Source organism: Mesorhizobium ciceri biovar biserrulae, assembly GCF_001618845.1.
Lineage (GTDB): Bacteria > Pseudomonadota > Alphaproteobacteria > Rhizobiales > Rhizobiaceae > Mesorhizobium > Mesorhizobium ciceri.
In genome coordinates, this window is sequence record NZ_CP015064.1 from 5,629,707 (window position 1) to 5,652,274 (window position 22,568).

A 22,568-nucleotide genomic window follows, 5' to 3' on the forward strand; every position below is an offset into this window, starting at 1 on the left:
GCGATAGTACCTCCATACAGAGAGAGGAGACTGGCCATGAACGGTTACACCATTCTGCGCGGCATGCAGCACTATGTCGGCAAGATCCGCACGATGCGCAACGAGATCCGCACCCAGCGGTTCATGAACTCGCTGCCGGCGGATATTCGCAAGGATATCGGCTGGCCGGACATGTATGCGGACCGTGGCCCTCGCGGCAATTGAAGCCAATTTTTCGACCCGGCGATTGGATGTGGGCGCGTCAACGCCCAGATAACAGGTCCGGTGCGTGAGGATGGGAGCGAGCTTGTGCCCGAACAGAAGACGATCGGTTTCCTTTTCATCGAAGGTTTTGCCGACTGGGAGTATGGGCTGCTGGCGGCCTCGGCGGTCGAATGGTTCGGTGCCCGTGCCGTGTCGCTGACGCCTGATGGCAACCCAGTGACCGGGATCAGCGGCTTTCGGCTGACGCCCGATCGATCGGCCGGGGCGGATGAGAATGATGATCTCGACGCCATCGCCGTGATCGGCTCCGATGAGTGGGCCGGCAAGGCACCGCCGGAAGTTGCTAATCTGCTCAATGCTGTTGCATCGCGCGGCGGCGTGGTCGGCGGCATCTGCGCCGGCACGCTGGCGCTAGCCCGCGCCGGCCTGTTCGAGAAGGCCAGGCATACGAGCAATGGCCGCGACTGGATCAATGGTCATGAGGCCGGCTATGCCGGCGACAACCTCTATCAGGATGTGCCGCATGCCATGGCCGACGGCAAAATTGTTTCCGCGCCAGGCTCGGCGCCGGGCACATTCGCGCTCGCCTTTCTGAAGACGCTCTACCCCGAAAGAGGCAGCGATCTCGCTCGGATGCGGACGCTGTTTGCCAAGGAGTATGCTGAAGCCTCCTGACAGTATGCTGTCAGGAGGGCCGTGCAATGGTGCCAGCTTCGGGCACCCGTGCATCGGCGGTCGAAAGGACGATCGATGAAGAGTTGGAACGACAGACTGAGCACACCAGGCATCAACGGCGTCAAGCCGACGCCGCGCACGATGGCCGATGTCGTCGAAGGCCAGCCTATGCTGGTGCCGACAGCGCGCCAGGTCGATGATTTCATCCGCTCGATTCCCGAAGGCGTCGAGATGGATGTGCGTGCGCTGCGTACGGCACTTGCCGTCGAGCATGGCGCCGAAGTGACATGCCCGGTCACCATAGGCTATCATCTGCGCACTGTTGCCGAAGCCGCCAACGAGGACCTCCAGCGCGGCATGACGCCGAGTGACGTGGCACCGTTCTGGCGCGTGCTCGATGCGAAAACGCCGACGACGAAGAAATTGTCCTTCGGCGCGGAGTTCGTCGCCGCGCAGCGCAAGCGCGAAGGGCTGAAACCATGAGGCATGCCGCCCAAAAGTGTTCTGCGGTTTTGGGATAACGGCATGCGCGAAAACACGATGCATGCCACCCAGAGGTGGACCGGTTTCGGGCGACATGCATAGAGACAACGCCGAGGGACCATACGATGCGCCGCGCCGACAGGCTCTTCCAGATCGTGCAGCATCTGCGCGGTGGCCGACTGGTCACCGCCCAGAAGCTCGGCACATGGCTCGAGGTTTCCGAGCGAACCATCTATCGAGACATTGCCGATCTGCAGTCAACCGGGGTGCCGATCGACGGCGAGGCCGGCGTTGGCTACATGATGAGGGAGGGTTTCGACCTTCCGCCGCTGATGTTCACGCGTGACGAGATCGTCGCGCTGGTCGCCGGCGCCCGCATGGTGCGTGCCTTTGGCGGTGCCGCCATGGCGCGGGCCGCCGACGAAGCGCTGGTCAAGATCGGCGCCGTATTGCCCGATGCGGAGAAAGACCGCATCGCCCGCACCGAGATCCACACACCGATGTGGGTGGTCAGCGACGCCGCCCGCGAGGCGATCGACCTGATCGAGCGCGCGGTCGAAAAGCGCCAGGTGCTGACCATCGACTATTCCGACGAGGCCGGCCGCGGCACCGCCCGCGATATCCGCCCGCTCGGCCTGTGGTTCTGGGGCAAGGTGTGGACGCTGGTCGCCTGGTGCGAGATGCGCGACGATTTCCGCGCCTTCCGCATCGATCGCATCGCCTCGGTGGTCATCGCCGGCCGCATCTTCAAACCGGAGCGCGGCAAGCAACTTGCCGACTTCTACCGCGCAGTGGAGCGCAGCGAGGACTATGGCATGGCGCCGGATCGCGCCGCGCGCAGCTGAGACCTGGCGCAGCTACAAAAAAGCCCGCTCGAAGCGGGCTTTTTCTTGGAATATCAGACAACCTCACTCGTCGTCGTCATTGTCCGTGTTCTTCGACTTCAAGGCCGAAAGCTTGGCGAACACGGCGTTGGCGTCGAGTTCGGCGTCCTCGTCCTTCGGCTTCTCGGGAGCCGGCACCAGCCGCTCGGTCAGGGCCGCCGGCAGCAGCGTGTCGCCCACCGGCTGCGCCTGTTCGCGGCCGCGCGAGGCGCGGTTGACTTCCATGTCGAGGTCGATCTGCGAGGCGAGACCCAGCGTCACCGGGTCCATCGGCTGCAGATTGGCTGAGTTCCAGTGCTTGCGCTCGCGGATCTGTTCGATCGTCGACTTGGTGGTGCCGACGAGGCGCGAGATCTGCGCGTCCTTGAGCTCGGGATGGTTGCGCACCAGCCACAGAATCGCGTTCGGCCGGTCCTGGCGCTTCGACAGCGGCGTGTAGCGCGGACCCTTGCGCTTGGATTCGGGCACCCGCACCTTGGGGTCCGAAAGCTTCAGGCGCTGGTTCGGATCCTTCTCGGCACGGGCGATCTCGTCACGGGTCAGCTGTCCGGTCATGATCGGGTCCATGCCCTTGATGCCTTGCGCCGCTTCGCCGTCGGCGATTGCCTTGACCTCGAGCGGATGCAGCCCGCAGAACTGCGCGATCTGCTCGAAGGAAAGTGCGGTATTGTCGACCAGCCAGACGGCGGTCGCCTTGGGCATCAGCAGCGTATTGGCCATTTTACAAATCCTTCTCGTTCGCCCGCGTTCCCGCGCGGGCGGTGGTTTAGAGCCACCAAAATGGGAAATTCGCGGTCTGTATAACCGCTCTCGGGGCGTTTCGCAACGTTTTTGGAGCAAAGACCGGAAGCCGTGGGTACTTACCGAAAACGTTCCGCGCTCTTGAGCAGAACGACAAGCTGGCTTTGCTGGCGAGTTCCGGTCTTGGCAAAGATCGGTTGAGATAGGGGCACCCCGGTCATGCCGGAGCCGCTGCTTCCATCAGGGTTCGCCCTTGTGAAAGCGCCGAGCCAAGATGCCATGCAGGAAACTGAGGTCAACCCTGCTCGATGGCCGGTATCGGTTGGGACGGTCGTTGATCTCCCGCCCAAAACGACAAAACCCGCCGGACTGGGTCCAGCGGGCTCGGAACCGCGACAAAGTTCGTCTGGTGCGGCTCTGGCTTCCACGGCTTGGGTCCGCCGGAGCGGACCAGGACGTGGCTTTAGATAGCCCTGCGGGCGATCTTTTCGATGTCGGCGCGGTTGATGCCGAGATCGCTGAGCTGACGTGCGTTGAGACGGTTCAGTTCGCGGACGGTCTCGGTATACATACGCCAGTTACGGAAAGCGCGGATCGGGTTCATGGTAGTCCCTCCAGAATGATGTTCGTTTCGATGGTGCTCAAATAGGCGTCATCGATGAGGACTTGAATGGCTGATTTTGCATAGCAATGATGCAAATGCTGCATTGCAGCATTAAGCTTCTGTTCATCTTGTGGGCAGCGAGGCGCTGACCTCGCGCGCTGTCAGCCTATGTCGAGCACGATCTTGCCGATATGCTCACCCTCTTCCATGCGCTCATGCGCCCGCCAGGCTTCGCTGAGCGGGAAGATCATGTCCATCACAGGGGCAACCTTGCGCGTGCCGAGCAGCGGCCACACCTGCGCTTCCAGCGCCGCCGCGATCGCCGCCTTGAACTCGACGGTTCGCGGCCTCAGCGTCGAACCTGTGTGGGTAAGCCGCTTGACCATGATCTTCGAAAAGTCCGCGCTTGCGACAGCGCCGGCCTGAACGGCGATCTGGACGATGCGGCCTTCGACCGCCGCGGCTTCGTAGTTGCGCGCCACATAGTCGCCGCCGACCATGTCGAGGATGACATTGGCGCCTTTGCCACCCGTTGCCTCCTTCACCGCGGCGACGAAATCCGCCTCGCGATAATTGATCGCCCGGTCGGCGCCGAGCTTCAGGCAGGCGTCGCATTTCTCCTTGCTGCCGGCAGTGGTGATGACATAGGCGCCGAAGGCGGAGGCAAGCTGGATTGCTGTCGTGCCGATGCCGGACGAGCCGCCATGGACGAGCAGCGTCTCGCCTTTCTTGAGGCCGCCACGCTCGAACACATTGTGCCAGACGGTGAAGTAATTCTCCGGCACCGCCGCGGCTTCGGTGTGGGTGAAGCCGGCGGGCAACGGCAGCACGCTCCCTGCATGGACCTTGACATATTCGGCATAGCCGCCGCCGGGCGTCAGCGCACAGACGCGGTCGCCAATGCGCCAGCGTGATATGTCGTCGCCAAGGGCCGCCACTTCACCCGATGCCTCGAGGCCCGGCAGGTCGGATGCGCCGGGCGGTGGCGGATAGGCGCCTTTGCGCTGCTGGACGTCGGGCCGGTTGACGCCGGCGGCATGCACCTTGATCAGGATCTCGCCGGGGCCGGGCTGCGGCACGTCGCGTGTTTCCGGCTTCAGCACCCGAGGGCCACCCGGCTCCGAGATCGCAATGGCCGTCATCCTTGCCGGAATTTTCTGTCCGCTCGCCATGAGATTTCCCGTCTTTCCTCGCCGTTATCCGACCGGCTGTTTGCATCGACGCCCCTGCCCTATGTATGCTGATTGCCAAATCAGGCAAATGGCCAATCTGGTCTTGGCGGAGGAGGAGCGACGATGGCGATCTTCGACGACGAACCCAAGAAGGCCCGCCCGCACGAGATCGGGCAGGACCTGTCATTGCTTTCCGTCAGCGACTTGACTGAGCGGATCGGCATCCTGCGCGACGAAATCGCCCGCCTGGAAGCCGAGCTCAAGGCCAAGGACACCACCAAATCGGCGGCCGAAGCACTGTTCCGCCGCGGATAGGCGCTCGGGCGTAAAGCCCGCCGCCGAAAAGCCCGAATGCGACTGTCTTCAGACGCAGCGTCCCCGCCAAACCTGAGCCGGATCAACCAATGTTCGCAACCTACCGACCGATCCTCTCGCTGCTTCGCGGCACCGCTTTCCTGCTCGCGGCATCTGGTTTGCATGGGCTGCTTCTGCCCCTGCGCGGTCAGTTGGAAGGCTTCTCGACCGCATCGCTCGGCCTGATGGGCACGGCCTGGGCCGGCGGCTTCGTCACCGGCTGCTTCTTCGCACCGCGCATCGTGCGCCGCGCCGGCCACGTGCGCGCCTTTGGCGCCTTTGCCGCATCCGGCGCCATCGTGGCGCTGCTCACCGGGCTGATCATCGACGAGTATGTCTGGATCCTGCTGCGCGCCTTCACCGGCTTCACCATGGCCGGCGCCTTCATGGTCATCGAAAGCTGGTTGAACGAGAAGGCCACCAACGAGAACCGTGGCACCGTCTTCGGCCTCTACATGATGGTGACTTATGCCTCGATCATGGGCGGGCAGATGATCGTCGCCGGCGGCGACGTGAAGTCCGCGTCGCTGTTCATGATCACCGGCATCCTGTTTTGCCTGTCGCTCATTCCGACGGCGGTCTCGACCGCCTCCCACCCCAAGCCGCTGCAGGATGTCTCACTTGATGTCAGGGGCCTTTATGCCAATTCGCCGGTGTCGGCGGTCGCTTGCGTGTTGATCGGCATCGCCAACGGCGCCTGGGGCACGCTTGGCGCGGTCTATGGTGCACGCATCGGCATTTCCACGGCCGAGATCGCCCTGATGATGAGTCTTGTGGTCGTTGCCGGTGCCGCCATGCAGCTTCCGGCCGGGCGCCTGTCCGACAAGACCGACCGGCGCTTCGTGCTGGCGGGGGCGGCTTTCGGCGGGGCCTTCTTCGCGCTCATGATCTTCCTGTTCGAGCCACGCTCCGGCGTCTTCGTCATCGTCTTCACCGCCGCCTATGGCGCCTTCGCCTATACGCTCTATTCCATCGCCGTGGCGCATGCCAACGACCACGCGCGCTCGGAGGATTTCGTCAAGGTATCTGGCGGGCTGTTGCTGCTCTATGGCTTCGGCACGATGATCGGACCTTTGCTTGCGGCTGCCCTGATGGGCTGGATGCGCCCGGAAGGTCTGTTCCTGGCGACCGCCTTCGCGCATCTCTGCCTGGCGGGCTACACGCTGCTGCGCATCAGCCGCCGCGCGCCGGTGCCGATCGGGGATCGTGACGCCTTCAAGACGCAGCCGGCCGACCGCTCGGTCACCCCGGAAGCATTGCGGCTTGATCCCAGAAGAAAAGCAGAAGCAGACGGTTGAGATTCGAAAGGCTTTGCCTCACTAATACAGGCATGATGTTTTCCGACGCCTTCATGGCGATTGCCGATCCTAACCGGCGCCATCTTCTGGAAGAACTTCGCCGCGGCCCGAAAACCGTCACCGAACTGGCCGCCGGCTTGCCGGTCTCGCGCCCAGCCGTGTCGCAACATCTGAAAGTGCTGCTCGATGCCGGCCTGGTCCACGCCAAGCCGGAAGGAACAAGGCGCGTCTATACGGTGAGCGGCACTGGCTTCCTCAAACTCAACATCTGGCTCGATCAGTTCTGGGAAACCTGACCCGATCAACCGTTGTTGTAGGGGAAGAACTTGAAGTAGGGCTGCGCCTCCCCGATCACCCGAGCGAAGGCGGGGCGCTGCAGCAGGCGGTCGTGATAGCGCTTCACAGCCGGGTACCTGTCGCCCAACGGCTCGACCTTGTTGGCATAGAACAGCGCGGGGGAGGCTGCGCAATCGGCCATGGTGAAGCTGTCGCCCATCGCCCAGATCTTCGACTGCATGTCCTGTTCGATGATGGCGTAGGAATTGCGCAACCGGTCGCGAGCCTGCTCGACGCCGAACGGGTCGGTCTTGTCGCCGGGGCGCAACCGGTCGCCGACAATCTTCTGCATCGGCTCCTGCACATAGCAATCATAGAAACGATCGGCCTGGCGGACGGCCAGCGCCAGATCGATGTCGGCGGGAACGAGGTCGACCGGCCCCGGATGGTGCGCGGCCAGATATTCGACGACGATGGTCGATTCCAGCACCGTACGGCCACGCGCGTCATCGCGCAGCGCCGGCATCTTGCCGGTCGGCGAAATCTTCAGGAAGGCCTCGCGCGATTCAGCATCGCCAAGGTCGACGATGACAGGCGTGAACGGCGTGGCGTTCTCGTAGAGCGCGATCAACGGCTTCCAGCAGAAGGAGGCCAGCGGATGGAAATGAAGTGTCAGGGACATTTTTTGCTCGTCTGTTTCGTGGATTGTCGGTGGCCGCTACCATGCGGCACGCCTGTTGCGGTTAGCCTTGTCCGTCAAACCAGCCTATGCTGCTTCAACCGGCTTGGACATGCGCGATGATCGCTGCGGATATCTCGGCCCAGTCGTCCGGGTGCAGCTCATGGCCGCCGCCTCCGATCCGGAGAATTTTCGCGCCGGTGACCGTCTCGGCCAGCGCCTCGCCGTGTTCGACCGGAAAGATCGGATCCGCCGTGCCGTGAATGACCAGCAGCGACGCCGCGATCTCGTGCAGGCGGCCCTTCCAGGCGGCGCCGCCCTTGAGCATGAAATGGTTGGTCGCGCTCAGGAAGCCGCCGGAGCGGTCGTAATCCTGCTCGACAAAGGCCCGTATCCCCGCCGCATCGAATGGATGCGTGGTGCTGGCGATCGCCCGTGCATCCCTGACGATGAAATCGACCACCTGACCACGGTCCGACCAATCGACTTTGGCGCCCTCGGCCGAGTGTTCCATGTAGGCTTCGGTCGTCCCGGGAAGGCCGGATGTGTCGATTCCCACCGGCGAACTGCTGATCACAGTCAGAGATACGACACGCGAGGGATGTTTCAACGCCACAAGCTGCGCGATCATGCCGCCCATCGACATCCCGACGACATGCGCCTTGCCGATGCCGTGATCGTCCAGAACATGCATTGCATCGTCGGCCATATCATCGAACGTGTAGGGCGGCTCTCCCGGCTTGTATTTCGTCGAACGGCCGGTATCGCGATTGTCGTAGCGGATCACGAACAGGCCGGCACCGGCCAGTTTCCGGCAGAACGCCTCCGGCCACCACAGCATTGAGGCCATCGCTCCCATGATCAGCAACAGCGGCGGGTTCGCCGGATCGCCAAAGACTTCGGATATAATCTCAGGGCGTTCGGTGGTCCTCATCACGCAGTCTCCTCTCTGCAAAACTGATTGCATTTTGCAATCGGTTGCACGATAATAAAACTGCTACGATAATGCAACCGGTTTTGGAGAAAAATCTCATGAGCATGGATCGCCGGTCCGGGTGCCCGATCAATCTGTCGCTGGAAGTCTTCGGCGACCGCTGGAGCCTGATCATCCTTCGCGACATGATCTTCGGCGGCAGGCGCCATTTTCGCGAGCTGCTCAACGGATCGATGGAAGGCATCGCCTCCAACATCCTCGCCGACCGGCTGAAGCGCCTGATGGAGCTGGGCATGCTGACCAAGGCCGACGATCCCTCGCACAAGCAGAAGGCGATTTACAGCCTGACCGAGATGGCGATCACGCTGGTTCCGATCCTGGCCCATCTCGGCGCCTGGGGCCGCGTCTGGCTGCCGGTCAGCGACGAATTGTCGATCCGCGCCGAACTTCTGGAAAAGGGCGGACAGCCTATGTGGGACAAATTCATGGACGAGTTGCGGCACGAGCATCTCGGCATGCCGCTCGATACAATGTCTGGCCTTTCTGTCCGCGCGACCTTGCAGGCCGCCTACGAGGCGGTGGTTGCCAGCAAGGCCCTCGCCGCCAGCCCGGCCGCGTAACCAACTTATTTTCCCGTTTTGGGGCCGGCTCTGCTAGAAGAAGCGGAAAATCACAATTCACGGGATTGGATAAGGTCTTGGTTGAGAACTCTCGGGATGCTGCCCGCGCACGCGCCGACCTGCGCTTCAAGAAGCAGGAAGAGGCGGCAACCGTCCGCCAGAAGGCGATGGCCGAATACGCCGCCGAGAGCGATGCCCGCCAGGCCAAGACCAACAAGCTGCGGGCACTGCGTCTCGCCAAGGAAGCGGAAGACCTCGCCAACGCGCCGGCGGAACCCGCCAAGAAACCGGCCCGCGCCAAGAAGAAGTAGCCCAGCCACGTCTGGAGCCATACAAGCGGCAACGCTTATCCGGATGAGCGGGCGAAGGCTGCTTTCCATCCTGCCTTTTCACGCAAAGCAATTTCAACCGGAACCGGGATGTTATCTCACCCGCCGACGATCGATGATCGACGCGTTTCAAACAGGAGACCGCCATGACCGCACTGCCGCTCGAAAAAGCCAGGCAAATCATCGAAACCGCCTTTGCCAAGGGCTCCGATCTCAAGCTCAAGCCGCTCGGCGTCTCGGTGCTCGACGCCGGCGGGCATCTGGTCGCCTTCCAGCGCCAGGACGGCGCCTCGTTCCTGCGTCCGCAAATGTCGGCCGGCAAGGCCTATGGTGCGCTCGCCATCGGCATGGGCTCGCGCAAAGTCGAGGCCTTCGCCAAGGAGCGCCCGCATCTCGTCGCCGGCATCTCGGACGTCTCGGGCGGGCGCGTGCTGCCGGTCGTCGGCGGCGTGCTGATCCGCGACAAGGCCGGTGCCATCATCGGCGCCGTCGGCATTTCAGGCGACACGTCGGACAATGACGAAGCCGCGGCAATCGCCGGCATCGAGGCCGCCGGTTTCACCGCCGATCCGGGGTGAGGTCGGGAACTTCGTCATCCGCGGGCGGAGCAGGAGCGAGGCTCCGTCGCGCAGACCCGAGGATCCATTCCGTAACATCAGCCGTAGAGTGCAGCGGAGCAGAATTCTGGACCGCTGAAACGCTCACGTGTCGCGGCTTGGACCCTGGGGTCTGCGCCGCGTCGCTACGCTCCTTGCTACGCCCTGGGATGACGACGTTAGGGGCGTTTGCGCCAACTGTCAGCGCAAGCGCCCGTCAAACTTCCGCCTTCCGCGCCGAGGACCTAATTCAAATTGATGTCCCGGCTGGCCGACCGCATCGACACCGCGAATCCGGCCAGCACGTCGAACAGCGCGATGACCATCAGGGTGAAGAAGACGGAATGGGCCGCACCCTTCACCAGCAGGAACTCGACCAGGAAGGCCACGAAGACCAGCGTCGACAGAAGATGGTCCATGATCGAGGCGTTGGTGGTGCGCACCGACTTCGCCATTTCGAGGAACAGGAAGATCAGCCCGATCAGCACCATCAGATCGCCAAGCGTCATCGAGAACACGCCACCCGACATCATGCTGAATGAGAAGACCTCGCTTGCCCACGGATCGTCACCGCTGCCGAATATTCCCAGCAGTCCGAGATTGTAGAGCACGAAAGGCACGATCAGCAGCGGAATGGCACCGAACATCTGGCGTCTCCATGTGGGGGCAATCCTTTGTAGAATGCGCCACAGGCACGCCGTCAAGATGTTTCGATGGCAGCGTTGAACACGGTCGAAGACCGCACGCAACAACAATGTCAGCCGGTTGCCTGCAACGATTGCCGCCCACGCGTCGAGATGCGCGCCACCCCGCCCCCCAAACGCAAAAGGACCGGCCACCGGCCGGTCCTTTTGGAATTCAGACCTTTGGAAGGCTGGTCTCAGCTTTCCTTGGGCGTCAACACCTGGCGACCGCGATACATGCCGGTCTTCAGGTCGATATGGTGCGGACGGCGCATTTCGCCGGAATTCTTGTCCTCGACATAGGTCGGGGCCTTGAGGGCGTCGGCCGAGCGGCGCATGCCGCGCTTGGACGGAGAGGTTTTACGTTTCGGAACGGCCATGGATATGCTCCACTACATGGTCAAAAGCCCCGCCCGCCCTCGTGAAAGGGCCATGTCGGGGCCTAAATCTGAGAAAGTCGGGTGCCTATACACGCCCTGTGCCGTTTTGGCCAGCACTGGCGCGAATTTTTTTGGATCGGCTAGCGGAGACAACCGACATAGGCCCCCGAGCGGCCGGCTCGCCGCTCGATCAGATTGGCAAGCCGCCTCAGGCCAGGCCCGGGCTTGGCCGGATTGCGGGCGATCGGATTTGGCAAAGAGACCGCAAGCAGGGCGGCCTGCCGTCGCGACAGCTGTTTTGCCGAGACGCCGAAATGGTGCTGTGCCGCGGCCTCGATGCCGTAGATGCCCGGCCCCCACTCGGCGATGTTGAGATAGATTTCCATGATGCGCCGTTTCGACATCACCGCATCGAAATAGACGGCCAGCGGCAATTCGACCACCTTGCGCACCGAGCCCAGCGGCCGCGACCAGAGATACAGGTTCTTGACCGTCTGCATGGTGATGGTCGAGGCGCCGCGCGTCGCTTCGCCGGCCAGCGCATCGTCGACGACGCCTCTCAGCTCGCCAAGATCGACGCCACGATGAAAGCAGAACTGCCCGTCCTCCGACATGATGACGGAATTGGCCAGCACCGGCGACACGTCGTCGATCGACACCCAGCGGCGGTCGTAACCGGAGAAGGTCGCCAGGTCCTTCAGCATCAGCGTCGAGACAGGATGCACGAAGAACGGCAGGTACAGAAACGTCAGCACGACCGGAATCAAAGCCAGCACCGCGGCCACGACGATGCCGCGCCGGACCCAGCGCTTGAGACCACGGCGGTTTACGCCCCGCGATCTCGTCGCCATGTCCAGCTTTTCGGTTTCATGATCGACGATCGGTTCCGCCAAGCCGCCCAACCCGTGCCAGAGAGCTCGTTTTGAAACGCGCTCCTGTGAGTCATGTGACGGTGTTTTCGAGAACCGGAGCGGAGCGTACATTAGAGTACGCAAGCACCGGAAGCGCAGAAAACGCCCTCAGATGACCGCAGGAGTAGAGTTTCCGAACGGGCTCATACTGCTCCGGCATAATGGCGCTTGCCTTCTTGCGCAACGTCTGAGTGTCGGCTACCGGTCCCGGCCATGACGAATGACGACCAAATGGCGTTCGAAATGGCGCTGATCAGGCGGGCAGCCGCCGTCGAGGTGCTGCTGCGGCGACTGCTCGACGACCGCGCGCTTTCGGGCGAGATCGCCCGGCCGGACCGGCTGATGGCGGCGATGCGCCATGGCGTGCTGAACGGCGGCAAGCGCCTGCGGCCCTTCCTGGTCATGGAAAGTGCCGCCCTTTTTTCCGCCGACGGCGAGGCGGCACTGCGTGTCGCCGCCGCACTTGAATGCGTGCATTGCTATTCGCTGATCCACGACGATCTGCCCGCCATGGACGACGACGACCTGCGTCGCGGCCAGCCGACCGTGCACAAGGCCTTCGACGAGGCAACCGCGATCCTGGCCGGCGACGCCCTGCTGACGCTGGCCTTCGACATCATTGCCGGCGAGTCGACCGCGCTGCCGGCGGAGCGGCGGGCAGCCCTGGTGCTGGCGCTTGCCCGCGCCGCCGGAGCAGGCGGCATGGTCGGCGGCCAGAAGCTCGATCTCGAAGCCGAACAGACGCCGCCGGACGAGGCCGGCATCATCCGGCTGCAGGCGATGAAGACCGGCGCGCTGATCCGCTTCGCCTGCGAGGCAGGCGCCCTCATCGCCGGCGCCCCGGCCGATGACCGCGAGCGGCTGGCCGAATTCGGCTCGGCGATCGGTCTTGCCTTCCAGCTTGCCGACGACCTGCTCGATTTGACCGCCGACGCCAGCCAGATGGGCAAGGCGACCGGCAAGGACGCCGCCGCCGGCAAGGCGACGCTGGTGGCCTTGCATGGTGCAAATTGGGCACGCGGCCAGCTGCACGGCCTCGTCGCGCAGGCGCATGCGCTGCTTGAGCCCTATGGCGACGATGCCCAGTTGCTGAAAGAAGCGGCGACATTCGTGGCGGCGCGTAACAGCTAAGGTTGGTGCCAGCCGGAACATCGAACTGATTGCACGCACGTCCCCGCCGGCCGGTTCTGAAATAGAACTTGAGCGGAAGCCTGCCGAGGCAGAGGATTGACATCCGCACGGCAAGCACGCGGTGCGGATAAGAGTTGGAGGATGCCATGTCGACCACCGACAAGCTGTTCAGCGGTTCCATTCCCGAGATCTACGACCGGGCGATGGTGCCGCTGATCTTCGAGCCATATGCGCGGGATCTGGCGGAGCGGGTGTCGAAGCTCGGGCCGCAATCGGTGCTCGAAGTGGCGGCGGGCACCGGTGTGGTGACACGTGCGCTCGCAGCAAAGCTGCCGGCGCAAGCGCGCATCGTGGTCACCGACCTCAACCAGCCCATGCTCGACCACGCACGCACGCGGATGGTGGACGATCCTCGCATCACCTGGCAGCAGGCCGATGCTCAGGCGCTGCCCTTCGAGGACGCACAGTTCGACGCCGTGGTCTGCCAGTTTGGCGCGATGTTCTTCCCCGATCGGGTGGGCGCCTACGGGCAAGTTCGGCGCGTGGTGCGGCTGGGCGGGCACTTCCTGTTCAACGTCTGGGGTGCCATCGAAGAGAACGAGTTTGCCGATGAGGTGACGCGTGCGCTCGGCCATTTTTTCCCGGCCGATCCGCCTCGCTTCATGGCAAGGACACCGCATGGCTATCACGATGCGGACGTCATCCGCGCCGACCTGCATGCCGCCGGCTTCCGTAACATCACCATAGAGCCGCTGGATGCCGTCAGCGCCGCTTCCTCGCCATATGAGGCGGCCACGGCCTATTGCCAGGGCACGCCCCTGCGGGCCGAGATCGAGGCGCGCGGTGGCTCGCTGGAGGAGGTGACGCGATACGTGGCGAATGCCCTTGGGAAACGGTTCGGGGAAGGCCCGGTGAGTGGCCGCATCCGCGCCCTCGTCGTGGACGCGGCCTAGGCGCGCTGTCCATCCGGCGGCTCGCACGGCTCGCCTGCCCGAACGAACGAAATTTTAATGTAAATGAAGCGTAATCCCGGCCATTAAAATGGTGCGTATGTGTTGGGGTTGCGCATGCCTGAATATTCGTCCTTCATCCGGTCGGTCCGGATCCGCTATATTTCAGGGTTGCTGATCTTCGCGCTGGCTTCCGCAGGCATCGTGATTGCGCTTGATCGCGTCAATTCCTTTCGCCGCGACATCGATGCGCTGAGCAGCAATCTCGTCATCTTCACCCGAGACCTGCGCAACGCGACCAGCTTTGCCGAGACGACCGGCACCGCCTGGCGGGCGGAGACACGCGATGCCCTGACCACATCGGCGCGCGGCCATTCGGAGCGCCTGACCGGCGAGATCGAGACGCTGACCGCCCAGCTTGCGGCGATCAAGCCGCGGCTGTCGATCAAGACCGTCGACGAACTCCAATCCGCTTCAGTTAACGGCGATCTGTTCTGGTCGCCGCGCGACATGGTGCGCAATTTCAACCTGATGTCGGTGGCGCAGAAGGTCGATGAGTGGAGCTATCGCGAAATCCGCAACCAGAATGACCTGTTCGCCCAACCCATGCTGGTTCGCGTCCGCACCGCCATGGATGATGAGCGCCATCTGGCCGATGCCTCCAGCGACAGGCTGTTGTTGTGGGCCAGCGGGATCCTGTTCGCGGCCCTTGCCATCGTCGCCTTCTGGATCTTCCGTCCGATGGAAGTGGCGATCCGCCGCGCCTTTGCCGAATCCGCCGAATCCCTGTTCAAGGCCGAGGCCGCCGACCGCGCCAAATCGGAATTCCTGGCCAATATGAGCCACGAAATCCGCACGCCGATGAACGGTGTGCTCGGTATGGCCGAACTGCTAGCCAAGACCGATCTGACCCCACGCCAAAAGACCTTCACCGACGTTATCGTGAAGTCCGGCAACGCGCTGCTCACCATCATCAACGACATCCTCGATTTCTCCAAGATCAATGCTGGCCAGCTCACCCTCGACCCTGCTCCCTTCCGCCTTTCCGAGGCGGTCGAGGACGTGGCGACGCTGGTCTCGGCTCGCGTCGCCGAAAAGAACCTCGAACTGATCGTGCGCGTCGATCCGCGCCTGCCGGCCCATGTCGTCGGCGACGCCGGCCGGTTCCGGCAGATCATCACCAACCTGCTCGGCAACGCAGTGAAGTTCACCGAGAAGGGTCACGTGCTGATCGACGTCGGCGGCGAGATCGTCAACGACGTGGTCCAGCTCAAGATCCGCGTCGAGGACACCGGCATCGGCATACCGGCCGAGAAACTGCAGAACGTGTTCGAAAAATTCGCGCAGGTCGACGGCTCGTCCACCCGCCGTCACGAGGGCACGGGGCTGGGCTTGGCCATCGCAGCACGCCTCGTCGACCTGATGGCAGGCAAGATCGGCGTCGAGAGCGAGATCGGCCGCGGCTCGGTGTTCTGGTTCGCGGTGCCGCTGCCCGCGCATCAGGCCGCGGCGCGCGACGAGATCGTGCCGGTCGACGTCACCGGCGCGCGCGTGCTGGTCATCGATGACAATCCGGTCAACCGCGAAATCCTGCTCGAGCAGCTCAGAAGCTGGAGCTTCGACTGTGCCGCCGCCGAAAGCGGCGCCGTCGGCCTGGCCTTCCTCGATCGCGCCTTTCAGTTGGGCGCCGCCGTCGACTGCATCATCCTGGACTACCAGATGCCCGGCATGAACGGCGCCGACGTCGCCAGAGCCATTGCTTCCGACAGCCGGCTGTCCTCCATCCCGGTGGTGTTGCTGACCTCGGTCGACCAGGTCGATTTCGGCAAGATGATCATCGACTTCGGCATTGCCGCGCATTTGACGAAGCCGGCGCGCTCCGCGGTCCTGCTCGGCACCGTTATTTCGGTCGTGCAGAAGGCCCGTTCGCAGGTCGGCAAGGCGCAGTTTGTCCGCGAACCGATCGTCCAGGCTCCCCCGGCAGCGCCGCCCGCCTTTACCGTCATCCGCGGCCCGGCGCTGCCAGTCGCGGCAGCACCGGAATCGACAACCACGCCGAACGGACCGATCGACATCCTGATTGCCGAGGACAACGACGTGAACCAGCTGGTGTTCGGCCAGATCCTCAATGGGTTGGGCTTGAGCTACCGCATCGCGGGCAACGGCCGCACGGCGGTCGAGATGTACCGGGCGCTGCGCCCCAAGCTGATCCTGATGGACGTCTCGATGCCGGAGATGAATGGCTACGAAGCGACCCGCGCGATCCGGGCCATGGAGACTTCGACGGGCACCCATATACCGATCATCGGCGTCACCGCGCATGCGCTGAAGGGCGATCGCGACAAGTGCATCGAATCGGGCATGGACGACTATCTGCCGAAGCCCGTTTCGCCCGACCGCCTGGGCACCAAGATCGGCACCTGGCTCAGCGAGACCGTGGTGGCCAAGACGGCGTAAAAGCCGGCCCTATTGGTCAGGCCGGATCAGCGCAACCGGCCGATCGGGATGATTTCCGGCGAGGTCACACCATAAGGTGTGCCCTGCCAGTCACCCAGCCACTGCTCGACCAACAGGCCAGTCTCGTCCAGCATCCCCGCAAGATCTTCCTTCTTGGGGAACGCGATCTTGGATTCGGCGCCCAGAACAGGTCTACCGCCCGGAATGTCATAGAAGGTCGAGTAGGTGACGATGCCGGTAGCGGCATCGTGTTCGGCATCATACCAGGCTTTGACCGTGCCGAGGCCGGGATGCGTAACTGCCCGTTCGGAGCGCTGCGGTGTCCATTCCAGCCATTCCTCCTCGGCGGGATTTCGTGTGTCGAAAATGAAGAGCCCGCCGGGAGCGAGATGCTCGGCGATGGTGCCCAGCACCGCCATCTGATCCTCGCCTGTCAGGAAAACCTGGAACGCATGCCCGGTGAGCAGGACCAGGTCGAAACGCCGCCCGAGCCGAACAGTTCGCGCGTCGGCCTCGACCCAGTCGACCCTGTCGCCGCCGGCCCTGCGCCGCGCCACGTCGAGCATCGCCGATGCCGGATCAACGCCAGTGACATTATGCCCCTCGGCAAGTTCGGCAGCCAGTTGGCCAGTGCCACAGCCGAGATCGAGGACCGAGCCGCGATTTACGGCAAGACCGATACAGTAATCAAAATCGGCACGGCCGCTTTGATTCTCGATATCATAGAACTGGACGAAGTCGGGATCGCTGTAGATAGGGTCGGTCATAGTCGCTGCCCATACTCCAAATTTCCAGCTGCAGCCCATCAATGCATCAGGCGGCTGCGTCGAGGCGATAGCGGCGCATCCAGTCGAGGCTCGTGTCGTCGGAGAGCTTTGCAACGCCGGGCCTCACGTCATCGGCATTCGGCGCTTGAACGCCCAAGACTTCGCAGATGCCTAGCAATGTCGCCGCCGGATTGCTCGAAAGGCGCTCGTAGCCAACCCGAAGCGGGGTTATGCCTTGCTCAGCGAACCAGATGTTCCATGCCGCATCATAGGTCTCGAGTACCTCGACCTCACGCCTGATCCGCTCGAAATCATATTGGGGCTCTTTCGGCGGTGCGACCCTTTCGATCTCGGTGCCGTCGGGAGCGATATGCCAAAGACCGGTCTGCTCTGCCTTGATCAGGGAGACAGCCTGCGCAAGCTTGTCCTCCCGCGAGAGGTGTATGTAGAGAACATTGCCGAATGCTCTTTCGAACCGTGCTCTGTCGGATGGCAGTTTTGGGAAAATCCGGCCGAGGATCGCCGAAAGCTCATCCAGATTTTCGCGCATCAAGCGGAGACCGAAGAGGCCGGTCCCACCCTTGCCAGCGGCGATCGTAGCATTGAGGTAAGCGGCATCGAATTCGAGCTCGCTCATCGCGGCGCGATCGGGCAGCTTCCACTCTTCGGCCCACTCCACCACGTCCTGGCGCCGATAAAACGAATGTGGATCGCCGGCGGTCTTGGTGGACGCCAGGAGCTTGCACAGCAGCGTGCTTCCGGTCCTCGGTGTGCCGCAGATAATGTATCCATCGAACATGTTGTGCCCACGCGGCTTGTCAAAGGCAGGGGCTGTCGCTCCTGGTAAGATGACCGCCGCCATAGCTGAAATCCTTGGTGGATGCGACGTCACGGCTGTCGCTTTCTAAATGCCTCTCTCAGACAAAATACCCTGCCGGCAGGGGTCAAATCACCGGTTGCGCACCACCACGCATGCCCCACCGATGCTTTGCAATTTCTGGCAGATGACGTTTGCATCGGCGCGGTGGTCGACACCGATCCTGACCGCATAGATACCCCGCCGGCCGATCGGCGTGCGCACCCGGCTGACCACTGGATCGTGCCCGTTGAGCAGGGCCGGGAACCGGCTCCTTACCCTGAGCCACTGGTTGATCGCGGCACTGCGGCGGAAATTGCCGGCCACCTGGATGCCCCACGGCTTTACGTTGATCGAGGCCATCGCCACGGTCCGCGACATGATCACCGGCAGTTTTCGGCAAGCGACGGCAAAATCCGCCTTAGCGTCGAGCGGTTCGACCCTTCCGGCATAGGCTCGGTCGGTGAACTTGTCGGCTGGTTCGCCCATGATGTCGAAGACATAGCTTTCGGTTTCCATCGGCAGGAAACCGCCGGAACTGAGCCAGCGCGACACCCGGCTCTCGCCGGCATTGTAGGCGGCGGCCGCCAGGCCGAGATTGCCGTAGCCGGTTTTCATTTCGGCGAGATATTTCGCCGAAGCCGGGATCGCCTGATTGATGTCGAAGGAATTGGCAAGCCCGCGCATCTTGGCGGTTCCCGGCATGAACTGGGCAATGCCTTCGGCGCCGACGGGACTGACGGCGTTGGGATCGAAACGGCTCTCCTTCCAGATCAGCCGGGCGAAGAAATCCCTGGGCAAACCATTCTGGTCGGCATGCGCCTGGATCAGGTTGCAGACCTTGTCGATAAGCCGTTGCTTGGCGGATTGCGGCGGATCGGCCTGAGCCAGTGTCGACCAGACTAGCCCACACAGCAGGACCAGCGTCGCCCACAGGAAACGCTGCATTTGACCTACTCTGCCGCGGCCTTGCCGCCGCGACCGAACCGCTGTTCGATATAGTCGGCGACCATTTTCTCGAAATCCGCCGCGATCGACGGTCCGCGCAGCGTCGCCGCCTTCTTGCCGTCGACGAAGACAGGCGCCGTCGGCGTCTCGCCGGTGCCGGGCAGCGAAATGCCGATATCGGCATGCTTGGACTCGCCCGGGCCGTTGACGATGCAACCCATCACCGCGACCTTGAGGTTCTCGACGCCGGGATATTTGTCGCGCCACACCGGCATGTTCTTCCTGAGATCTGCCTGGATGTTCTGAGCGAGCTCCTGGAACACGGTCGAGGTCGTGCGGCCGCAGCCGGGACACGCGGCGACGATCGGCACGAACTGCCTGAACCCCATCGTCTGCAGCAATTCCTGCGAAACCTGCACCTCGCGCGTGCGGTCGCCATTCGGCTCCGGCGTCAGCGAGATGCGGATGGTGTCGCCGATGCCTTGCTGCAGCAGGATGCCCATGGCGGCCGACGAAGCGACGATGCCTTTCGAGCCCATGCCGGCTTCGGTCAGGCCGAGATGCAGCGCATGGTTGGAGCGGGTGGCGAGCTCGGCATAGACGGCAATCAGGTCCTGCACGCCGCTGACCTTGGCCGACAGGATGATTTTCTCGCGGCCAAGGCCGATCTCTTCCGCCATCTCGGCCGAGAGAATGGCCGACTGCACGATCGCCTCGCGCATCACCTCTTGCGCCGTCAGCGGAAAACCCTTGTCCTGGTTGTCGTCCATCAGCCGGGTCAAAAGCTCCTGGTCGAGCGAGCCCCAGTTGACACCGATGCGCACCGGCTTGTCATGCCTGATCGCCATCTCGACGATATCGGCGAACTGCCGGTCCTTCTTGTCCTTGAAGCCGACATTGCCGGGGTTGATCCGATATTTGGCCAGCGCCTCGGCGCAGGCCGGGTGATCGGCCAAGAGCTTGTGGCCGATATAGTGGAAATCGCCGACCAGCGGCACGTTGATGCCAAGCCGCTGAAGCCGCTCATGAATGCGCGGTACGGCGGCGGCACTCTCGTCGCGATCGACGGTGATGCGCACGATCTCGGAGCCGGCCCGGTGCAGTGCTGCGACCTGCGCGACGGTCTGGTCGATATCGGCCGTGTCGGTGTTGGTCATCGATTGGACGACAACGGGCGCGCCGCCGCCGACGACCACGCCGCCGACATCGACGCCGACCGAGGTGCGGCGGGGGAAAGGAGAGGAAAAATATCCGGTCATGCCGGCAGCCTTTTGTCTCTGGAGCATCTTGTGTCCTGCATGGGCGCACAACGACGCCCCGGGCCGATGCGCTGAGGTCCGGGCATGAGGTGGAGGAGCAAAGATGGCTTGTCAATGGCGACAGGTCGCCACTGGCCGGAATCGGCACGCCGCCAACGACCAAAAACAATCGATGATCTGGCGAACGGGCGACAGCCGAAGCGGATATTAAGCCGGGTGCAAGTCCAGCTTCGGCTGACAGACCGGTGCTGGGAAATCAAACCCCTCCACGCCGGCGGCGGGGAGCCGCCGGGAAAAGAGGCCGCGGATACCGGGCGGCTATGTCAGGAGGGCATCAATGCGTGGTCGGTTTTCCTCTTAGTTTTTCAATCTCGTCCTTGAGTGCCAGCTTGCGTCGCTTAAGATTCACGATTTCGAGGTCGTCGACCGATGGATGATTCATCGCGTCATCGATTTCACGTTCGATGTCGCCGTGTTTCCGCTGCAACTCATCAAGATGGGATGCAAGAGACATGATTGGTTCTCCCTTTCATGGTTTTCCTCGATTGCAACCGTCACGGCGCGTCCACCGCAGGTTCGCTTCTGTGACGGCACGGTGACAGTGTGTCACCTTCCGCGGGCGATGTCGAATGATCCGTGGTAGCATTCCACGACACTGTGAAATGTGATATGGGCTGCACGCCGGTGACAAAACACCCGGCCCCGCCCAATCAGGCCCAGCTTTGGGCGCCGCAGACGTGCAGACGGTAGAGAATGTCCGATCAGGAACAGGCCGATATTCGCCTCGAATTTTCCCGCCTGAAGCAGGAACACGCCGATTTCGATGCAGCCATCAACGCGATGATCGCCATGGCCTGCGATCCGCTGCAGATCCAGCGCATGAAGAAGAAGAAGCTGTTCCTCAAGGACCGGCTGATGGCGCTGGAAGACAAGATCATTCCCGACATCATTGCTTGAACGATGTGAAGTACTGACGCTGATCGAGCGCCAGGCAGCGGCGATCTGCATCTCCCTGCGCGGTCGTGTGACGGTGCCTTTGGCCGGTCAATCGTTGGGCTCTTTTTCGCCGGCGCACTAGCCGCGAAGGCGCCTCCTGCCGGGCGATCTCGCACATGGAGCACCTCGAACTCGACGGCTTCGTCGCACGTTTCCGCAAAACGGCGGCTGAGGACGGTCCTCCCCAGTCACTGATCCCACCGTTCTGACGGATTGTCCGGTGACGCCGCTGGAAAACCTGCGCCTTCGCGCGGCTCAGCCCCGGCCGTCGACACAGCTCACCGTCCGCCCCTCAAAACAATGACTTTACAAATATTTGTGTTTATGTGAAGTCATGACGATTGAAGGATCGACCATGACAGCCACTCGTTTCGCCACGCGCCTGAATTCCTTTGCCTCGCAGCCGCAGGCCGAATGGCCTGATCTTACCGGCAAGCCGTCGCTGCTGCAGATGGCGGCGCGCGCCGCCAAGGTCGGCGGGCTTACCGATCTCGACCTCAACTTTCCCGACCATGTCAGTGAAAAGCCTGCGGAAATCGCCCTCAAACTGGGCGATCTCGGGCTTTCCATCAATGGCTTTGCCATGCGCTACTACTCCAACCCCGCCTTCAAGCTCGGCGCATTCACCAATCCGGATCCGGCGGTGCGCCGCGAGGCCATCGACCTGACCAAAGCCGGCATCGACGCCGTGCGTGAGGCCGGCGCCAGCCTGATGACGCTGTGGCTCGGCCAGGATGGCTTCGACTACGCCTTCCAGGCCGACTATGTGACGCTTTGGCAACACGAAATCGATGGGATTCGTGAAGTAGCCGCGCATGATCCCGACTGTCAGATCAGCCTTGAGTACAAACCGAACGAACCACGCTCCTACAGCCTGATGCCGGATGCGGCGACGACCTTGCTGGCGATCCGCGATGTCGGCCTGCCCAATCTGGGCGTCACCCTCGATTTCGCCCATGTGCTCTATGCCGACGAACAGCCGGCCTTTGCCGCGGCCCTGGTGGCGCGCCACAGCAAGCTGCTCGGCGTGCATCTGAACGACGGCTACGCCAAGCGCGACGACGGCCTGATGGTCGGCGCGGTGCACACGCTGCAGACCATCGAGCTGCTCAGGCAGATTCGCCGCGACGGTTACGCCGGCGCCATCTATTTCGACACGTTCCCCGACATGACCGGGCTCGATCCGGTGCGCGAGTGCGAAGTCAACATCGCCACCGTCAAGCGCATGCTGCGCGTCGTCGACCGGCTGGGGCAGGACAATCGCCTGTCCGCCGCCATGGACAGCCAGGATGCGGTGACGTCGCAGGCCATCATCCAGGAAATCATGCTCGGGCCGGATAGCTGAGGCATGCGCACCATTATCGTTTTCAACAAGGGAGGA

28 protein-coding genes are annotated in these 22,568 nt (G+C 62.9%); 15 read left to right on the forward strand and 13 right to left on the reverse strand.

Going from position 1 to position 22,568, the window contains the following annotated elements; translation table 11 throughout:
- The first annotated feature begins 36 nt into the window (after positions 1-36).
- The 4 genes from A4R29_RS33410 (at position 37) to A4R29_RS26555 (ending at position 2,207) form a co-directional block, all read left to right on the forward strand.
- A complete protein-coding gene (locus tag A4R29_RS33410) occupies positions 37-204 on the forward strand; it encodes a hypothetical protein (RefSeq protein ID WP_013529241.1) in 168 nt (55 codons plus the stop codon).
- A gap of 84 nt (positions 205-288) precedes the next feature.
- Positions 289-879 carry a DJ-1/PfpI family protein gene (locus tag A4R29_RS26545; protein WP_063173210.1) on the forward strand — a complete coding sequence of 197 codons (591 nt, stop codon included), beginning with the start codon at positions 289-291 and terminating at the stop codon, positions 877-879.
- Between the two features lie 75 nt (positions 880-954).
- Positions 955-1,362, forward strand: a complete 408-nt coding sequence (locus A4R29_RS26550; protein ID WP_063169160.1) for a hypothetical protein — start codon at positions 955-957, stop codon at positions 1,360-1,362.
- A 125-nt stretch (positions 1,363-1,487) separates the two neighbouring features.
- Positions 1,488-2,207 (forward strand): helix-turn-helix transcriptional regulator, encoded by a 720-nt coding sequence (locus A4R29_RS26555; protein ID WP_013529238.1) that lies wholly within the window; start codon positions 1,488-1,490, stop codon positions 2,205-2,207.
- A 63-nt stretch (positions 2,208-2,270) separates the two neighbouring features.
- On the opposite strand, the gene A4R29_RS26560 is transcribed toward A4R29_RS26555, so the two are convergent.
- The 3 genes from A4R29_RS26560 to A4R29_RS26565 all read right to left on the reverse strand — a co-directional run bounded on the left by A4R29_RS26560 (position 2,271) and on the right by A4R29_RS26565 (position 4,763).
- On the reverse strand, positions 2,271-2,966 hold the full coding sequence (locus A4R29_RS26560; RefSeq protein WP_013529237.1) for a DUF1013 domain-containing protein: 696 nt from the start codon (positions 2,964-2,966) through the stop codon (positions 2,271-2,273).
- 484 nt (positions 2,967-3,450) lie between these two features.
- Entirely contained in the window at positions 3,451-3,591 is a 141-nt protein-coding gene (locus tag A4R29_RS33415; protein WP_013529236.1) for a DUF1127 domain-containing protein, read from the reverse strand.
- 161 nt (positions 3,592-3,752) lie between these two features.
- Entirely contained in the window at positions 3,753-4,763 is a 1,011-nt protein-coding gene (locus tag A4R29_RS26565; RefSeq protein ID WP_032808842.1) for an NAD(P)H-quinone oxidoreductase, read from the reverse strand.
- 123 nt (positions 4,764-4,886) lie between these two features.
- Between A4R29_RS26565 and A4R29_RS26570 the strand changes: the two genes are divergently transcribed.
- The 3 genes from A4R29_RS26570 (at position 4,887) to A4R29_RS26580 (ending at position 6,711) form a co-directional block, all read left to right on the forward strand.
- Positions 4,887-5,078, forward strand: a complete 192-nt coding sequence (locus tag A4R29_RS26570) for a DUF1192 domain-containing protein (protein ID WP_063173211.1) — start codon at positions 4,887-4,889, stop codon at positions 5,076-5,078.
- An 89-nt stretch (positions 5,079-5,167) separates the two neighbouring features.
- Positions 5,168-6,415 carry an MFS transporter gene (locus A4R29_RS26575; protein ID WP_024502978.1) on the forward strand — a complete coding sequence of 416 codons (1,248 nt, stop codon included), beginning with the start codon at positions 5,168-5,170 and terminating at the stop codon, positions 6,413-6,415.
- 32 nt (positions 6,416-6,447) lie between these two features.
- Complete coding sequence (locus A4R29_RS26580) at positions 6,448-6,711, forward strand: ArsR/SmtB family transcription factor (RefSeq protein WP_063169162.1); 264 nt, start codon at positions 6,448-6,450, stop codon at positions 6,709-6,711.
- Positions 6,712-6,716: 5 nt separating this feature from the next.
- Here the strand turns inward: A4R29_RS26580 and A4R29_RS26585 are convergent, their stop codons facing one another.
- Together A4R29_RS26585 and A4R29_RS26590 are read right to left on the reverse strand one after the other, a co-directional pair.
- Positions 6,717-7,373, reverse strand: a complete 657-nt coding sequence (locus tag A4R29_RS26585; protein WP_063173212.1) for a glutathione S-transferase family protein — start codon at positions 7,371-7,373, stop codon at positions 6,717-6,719.
- Positions 7,374-7,467: 94 nt separating this feature from the next.
- Positions 7,468-8,304 carry an alpha/beta fold hydrolase gene (locus A4R29_RS26590; RefSeq protein WP_063173213.1) on the reverse strand — a complete coding sequence of 279 codons (837 nt, stop codon included), beginning with the start codon at positions 8,302-8,304 and terminating at the stop codon, positions 7,468-7,470.
- A 98-nt stretch (positions 8,305-8,402) separates the two neighbouring features.
- Between A4R29_RS26590 and A4R29_RS26595 the strand changes: the two genes are divergently transcribed.
- The 3 genes from A4R29_RS26595 (at position 8,403) to A4R29_RS26605 (ending at position 9,831) form a co-directional block, all read left to right on the forward strand.
- Entirely contained in the window at positions 8,403-8,924 is a 522-nt protein-coding gene (locus tag A4R29_RS26595; RefSeq protein WP_024502975.1) for a winged helix-turn-helix transcriptional regulator, read from the forward strand.
- 77 nt (positions 8,925-9,001) lie between these two features.
- Positions 9,002-9,235, forward strand: a complete 234-nt coding sequence (locus A4R29_RS26600) for a hypothetical protein (RefSeq protein ID WP_013529228.1) — start codon at positions 9,002-9,004, stop codon at positions 9,233-9,235.
- Positions 9,236-9,399: 164 nt separating this feature from the next.
- Positions 9,400-9,831 carry a GlcG/HbpS family heme-binding protein gene (locus tag A4R29_RS26605; RefSeq protein ID WP_013529227.1) on the forward strand — a complete coding sequence of 144 codons (432 nt, stop codon included), beginning with the start codon at positions 9,400-9,402 and terminating at the stop codon, positions 9,829-9,831.
- Positions 9,832-10,094: 263 nt separating this feature from the next.
- On the opposite strand, the gene A4R29_RS26610 is transcribed toward A4R29_RS26605, so the two are convergent.
- From A4R29_RS26610 to A4R29_RS26620, 3 genes are all read right to left on the reverse strand, one after another.
- On the reverse strand, positions 10,095-10,496 hold the full coding sequence (locus tag A4R29_RS26610; protein WP_013529226.1) for a hypothetical protein: 402 nt from the start codon (positions 10,494-10,496) through the stop codon (positions 10,095-10,097).
- Between the two features lie 233 nt (positions 10,497-10,729).
- Positions 10,730-10,912 carry a 50S ribosomal protein L32 gene (rpmF, locus tag A4R29_RS26615; protein ID WP_008834724.1) on the reverse strand — a complete coding sequence of 61 codons (183 nt, stop codon included), beginning with the start codon at positions 10,910-10,912 and terminating at the stop codon, positions 10,730-10,732.
- Positions 10,913-11,052: 140 nt separating this feature from the next.
- On the reverse strand, positions 11,053-11,814 hold the full coding sequence (locus A4R29_RS26620; RefSeq protein WP_013529225.1) for a transglycosylase domain-containing protein: 762 nt from the start codon (positions 11,812-11,814) through the stop codon (positions 11,053-11,055).
- Positions 11,815-12,036: 222 nt separating this feature from the next.
- On the opposite strand from A4R29_RS26620, the gene A4R29_RS26625 reads away from it, so the two are divergent.
- The 3 genes from A4R29_RS26625 to A4R29_RS26635 all read left to right on the forward strand — a co-directional run bounded on the left by A4R29_RS26625 (position 12,037) and on the right by A4R29_RS26635 (position 16,361).
- Positions 12,037-12,954 carry a polyprenyl synthetase family protein gene (locus A4R29_RS26625; RefSeq protein ID WP_027162476.1) on the forward strand — a complete coding sequence of 306 codons (918 nt, stop codon included), beginning with the start codon at positions 12,037-12,039 and terminating at the stop codon, positions 12,952-12,954.
- Between the two features lie 146 nt (positions 12,955-13,100).
- A complete protein-coding gene (locus A4R29_RS26630; RefSeq protein WP_027162477.1) occupies positions 13,101-13,907 on the forward strand; it encodes a class I SAM-dependent methyltransferase in 807 nt (268 codons plus the stop codon).
- 114 nt (positions 13,908-14,021) lie between these two features.
- The gene (locus tag A4R29_RS26635; protein ID WP_013529222.1) at positions 14,022-16,361 is read left to right on the forward strand and encodes a response regulator; all 2,340 of its coding nucleotides are present in this window, start codon (positions 14,022-14,024) and stop codon (positions 16,359-16,361) included.
- Positions 16,362-16,387: 26 nt separating this feature from the next.
- Here the strand turns inward: A4R29_RS26635 and A4R29_RS26640 are convergent, their stop codons facing one another.
- The 5 genes from A4R29_RS26640 to A4R29_RS26660 all read right to left on the reverse strand — a co-directional run bounded on the left by A4R29_RS26640 (position 16,388) and on the right by A4R29_RS26660 (position 20,705).
- Positions 16,388-17,128, reverse strand: a complete 741-nt coding sequence (locus tag A4R29_RS26640) for a class I SAM-dependent methyltransferase (protein WP_063173214.1) — start codon at positions 17,126-17,128, stop codon at positions 16,388-16,390.
- A gap of 46 nt (positions 17,129-17,174) precedes the next feature.
- A complete protein-coding gene (locus A4R29_RS26645; RefSeq protein WP_082827498.1) occupies positions 17,175-17,990 on the reverse strand; it encodes a Stf0 family sulfotransferase in 816 nt (271 codons plus the stop codon).
- An 87-nt stretch (positions 17,991-18,077) separates the two neighbouring features.
- Entirely contained in the window at positions 18,078-18,932 is an 855-nt protein-coding gene (locus A4R29_RS26650) for a lytic transglycosylase domain-containing protein (protein WP_013529219.1), read from the reverse strand.
- A gap of 5 nt (positions 18,933-18,937) precedes the next feature.
- Positions 18,938-20,191 carry a flavodoxin-dependent (E)-4-hydroxy-3-methylbut-2-enyl-diphosphate synthase gene (gene ispG / locus A4R29_RS26655; RefSeq protein WP_024502967.1) on the reverse strand — a complete coding sequence of 418 codons (1,254 nt, stop codon included), beginning with the start codon at positions 20,189-20,191 and terminating at the stop codon, positions 18,938-18,940.
- Positions 20,192-20,525: 334 nt separating this feature from the next.
- The gene (locus tag A4R29_RS26660; protein WP_013529217.1) at positions 20,526-20,705 is read right to left on the reverse strand and encodes a YdcH family protein; all 180 of its coding nucleotides are present in this window, start codon (positions 20,703-20,705) and stop codon (positions 20,526-20,528) included.
- 239 nt (positions 20,706-20,944) lie between these two features.
- On the opposite strand from A4R29_RS26660, the gene A4R29_RS26665 reads away from it, so the two are divergent.
- Together A4R29_RS26665 and A4R29_RS26670 are read left to right on the forward strand one after the other, a co-directional pair.
- Positions 20,945-21,148 (forward strand): YdcH family protein, encoded by a 204-nt coding sequence (locus A4R29_RS26665; RefSeq protein WP_013529216.1) that lies wholly within the window; start codon positions 20,945-20,947, stop codon positions 21,146-21,148.
- A 394-nt stretch (positions 21,149-21,542) separates the two neighbouring features.
- Positions 21,543-22,532 (forward strand): TIM barrel protein, encoded by a 990-nt coding sequence (locus tag A4R29_RS26670; RefSeq protein WP_027162480.1) that lies wholly within the window; start codon positions 21,543-21,545, stop codon positions 22,530-22,532.
- The last annotated feature ends 36 nt before the right edge of the window (positions 22,533-22,568 follow it).

Coding starts and splice junctions, on each gene's coding strand:
- A4R29_RS33410 (WP_013529241.1), top strand. CDS start 37: ATGAACGGTTACACCATTCTGCGCGGCATGCAGCACTATGTCGGCAAG.
- A4R29_RS26550 (WP_063169160.1), top strand. CDS start 955: ATGAAGAGTTGGAACGACAGACTGAGCACACCAGGCATCAACGGCGTC.
- A4R29_RS26555 (WP_013529238.1), top strand. CDS start 1,488: ATGCGCCGCGCCGACAGGCTCTTCCAGATCGTGCAGCATCTGCGCGGT.
- A4R29_RS26560 (WP_013529237.1), bottom strand. CDS start 2,966: ATGGCCAATACGCTGCTGATGCCCAAGGCGACCGCCGTCTGGCTGGTC.
- A4R29_RS33415 (WP_013529236.1), bottom strand. CDS start 3,591: ATGAACCCGATCCGCGCTTTCCGTAACTGGCGTATGTATACCGAGACC.
- A4R29_RS26565 (WP_032808842.1), bottom strand. CDS start 4,763: ATGGCGAGCGGACAGAAAATTCCGGCAAGGATGACGGCCATTGCGATC.
- A4R29_RS26570 (WP_063173211.1), top strand. CDS start 4,887: ATGGCGATCTTCGACGACGAACCCAAGAAGGCCCGCCCGCACGAGATC.
- A4R29_RS26575 (WP_024502978.1), top strand. CDS start 5,168: ATGTTCGCAACCTACCGACCGATCCTCTCGCTGCTTCGCGGCACCGCT.
- A4R29_RS26580 (WP_063169162.1), top strand. CDS start 6,448: ATGATGTTTTCCGACGCCTTCATGGCGATTGCCGATCCTAACCGGCGC.
- A4R29_RS26585 (WP_063173212.1), bottom strand. CDS start 7,373: ATGTCCCTGACACTTCATTTCCATCCGCTGGCCTCCTTCTGCTGGAAG.
- A4R29_RS26590 (WP_063173213.1), bottom strand. CDS start 8,304: ATGAGGACCACCGAACGCCCTGAGATTATATCCGAAGTCTTTGGCGAT.
- A4R29_RS26595 (WP_024502975.1), top strand. CDS start 8,403: ATGAGCATGGATCGCCGGTCCGGGTGCCCGATCAATCTGTCGCTGGAA.
- A4R29_RS26605 (WP_013529227.1), top strand. CDS start 9,400: ATGACCGCACTGCCGCTCGAAAAAGCCAGGCAAATCATCGAAACCGCC.
- A4R29_RS26610 (WP_013529226.1), bottom strand. CDS start 10,496: ATGTTCGGTGCCATTCCGCTGCTGATCGTGCCTTTCGTGCTCTACAAT.
- rpmF (WP_008834724.1), bottom strand. CDS start 10,912: ATGGCCGTTCCGAAACGTAAAACCTCTCCGTCCAAGCGCGGCATGCGC.
- A4R29_RS26625 (WP_027162476.1), top strand. CDS start 12,037: ATGACGAATGACGACCAAATGGCGTTCGAAATGGCGCTGATCAGGCGG.
- A4R29_RS26630 (WP_027162477.1), top strand. CDS start 13,101: ATGTCGACCACCGACAAGCTGTTCAGCGGTTCCATTCCCGAGATCTAC.
- A4R29_RS26635 (WP_013529222.1), top strand. CDS start 14,022: ATGCCTGAATATTCGTCCTTCATCCGGTCGGTCCGGATCCGCTATATT.
- A4R29_RS26640 (WP_063173214.1), bottom strand. CDS start 17,128: ATGACCGACCCTATCTACAGCGATCCCGACTTCGTCCAGTTCTATGAT.
- A4R29_RS26645 (WP_082827498.1), bottom strand. CDS start 17,990: ATGGCGGCGGTCATCTTACCAGGAGCGACAGCCCCTGCCTTTGACAAG.
- A4R29_RS26650 (WP_013529219.1), bottom strand. CDS start 18,932: ATGCAGCGTTTCCTGTGGGCGACGCTGGTCCTGCTGTGTGGGCTAGTC.
- ispG (WP_024502967.1), bottom strand. CDS start 20,191: ATGACCGGATATTTTTCCTCTCCTTTCCCCCGCCGCACCTCGGTCGGC.
- A4R29_RS26660 (WP_013529217.1), bottom strand. CDS start 20,705: ATGTCTCTTGCATCCCATCTTGATGAGTTGCAGCGGAAACACGGCGAC.
- A4R29_RS26665 (WP_013529216.1), top strand. CDS start 20,945: ATGTCCGATCAGGAACAGGCCGATATTCGCCTCGAATTTTCCCGCCTG.
- A4R29_RS26670 (WP_027162480.1), top strand. CDS start 21,543: ATGACAGCCACTCGTTTCGCCACGCGCCTGAATTCCTTTGCCTCGCAG.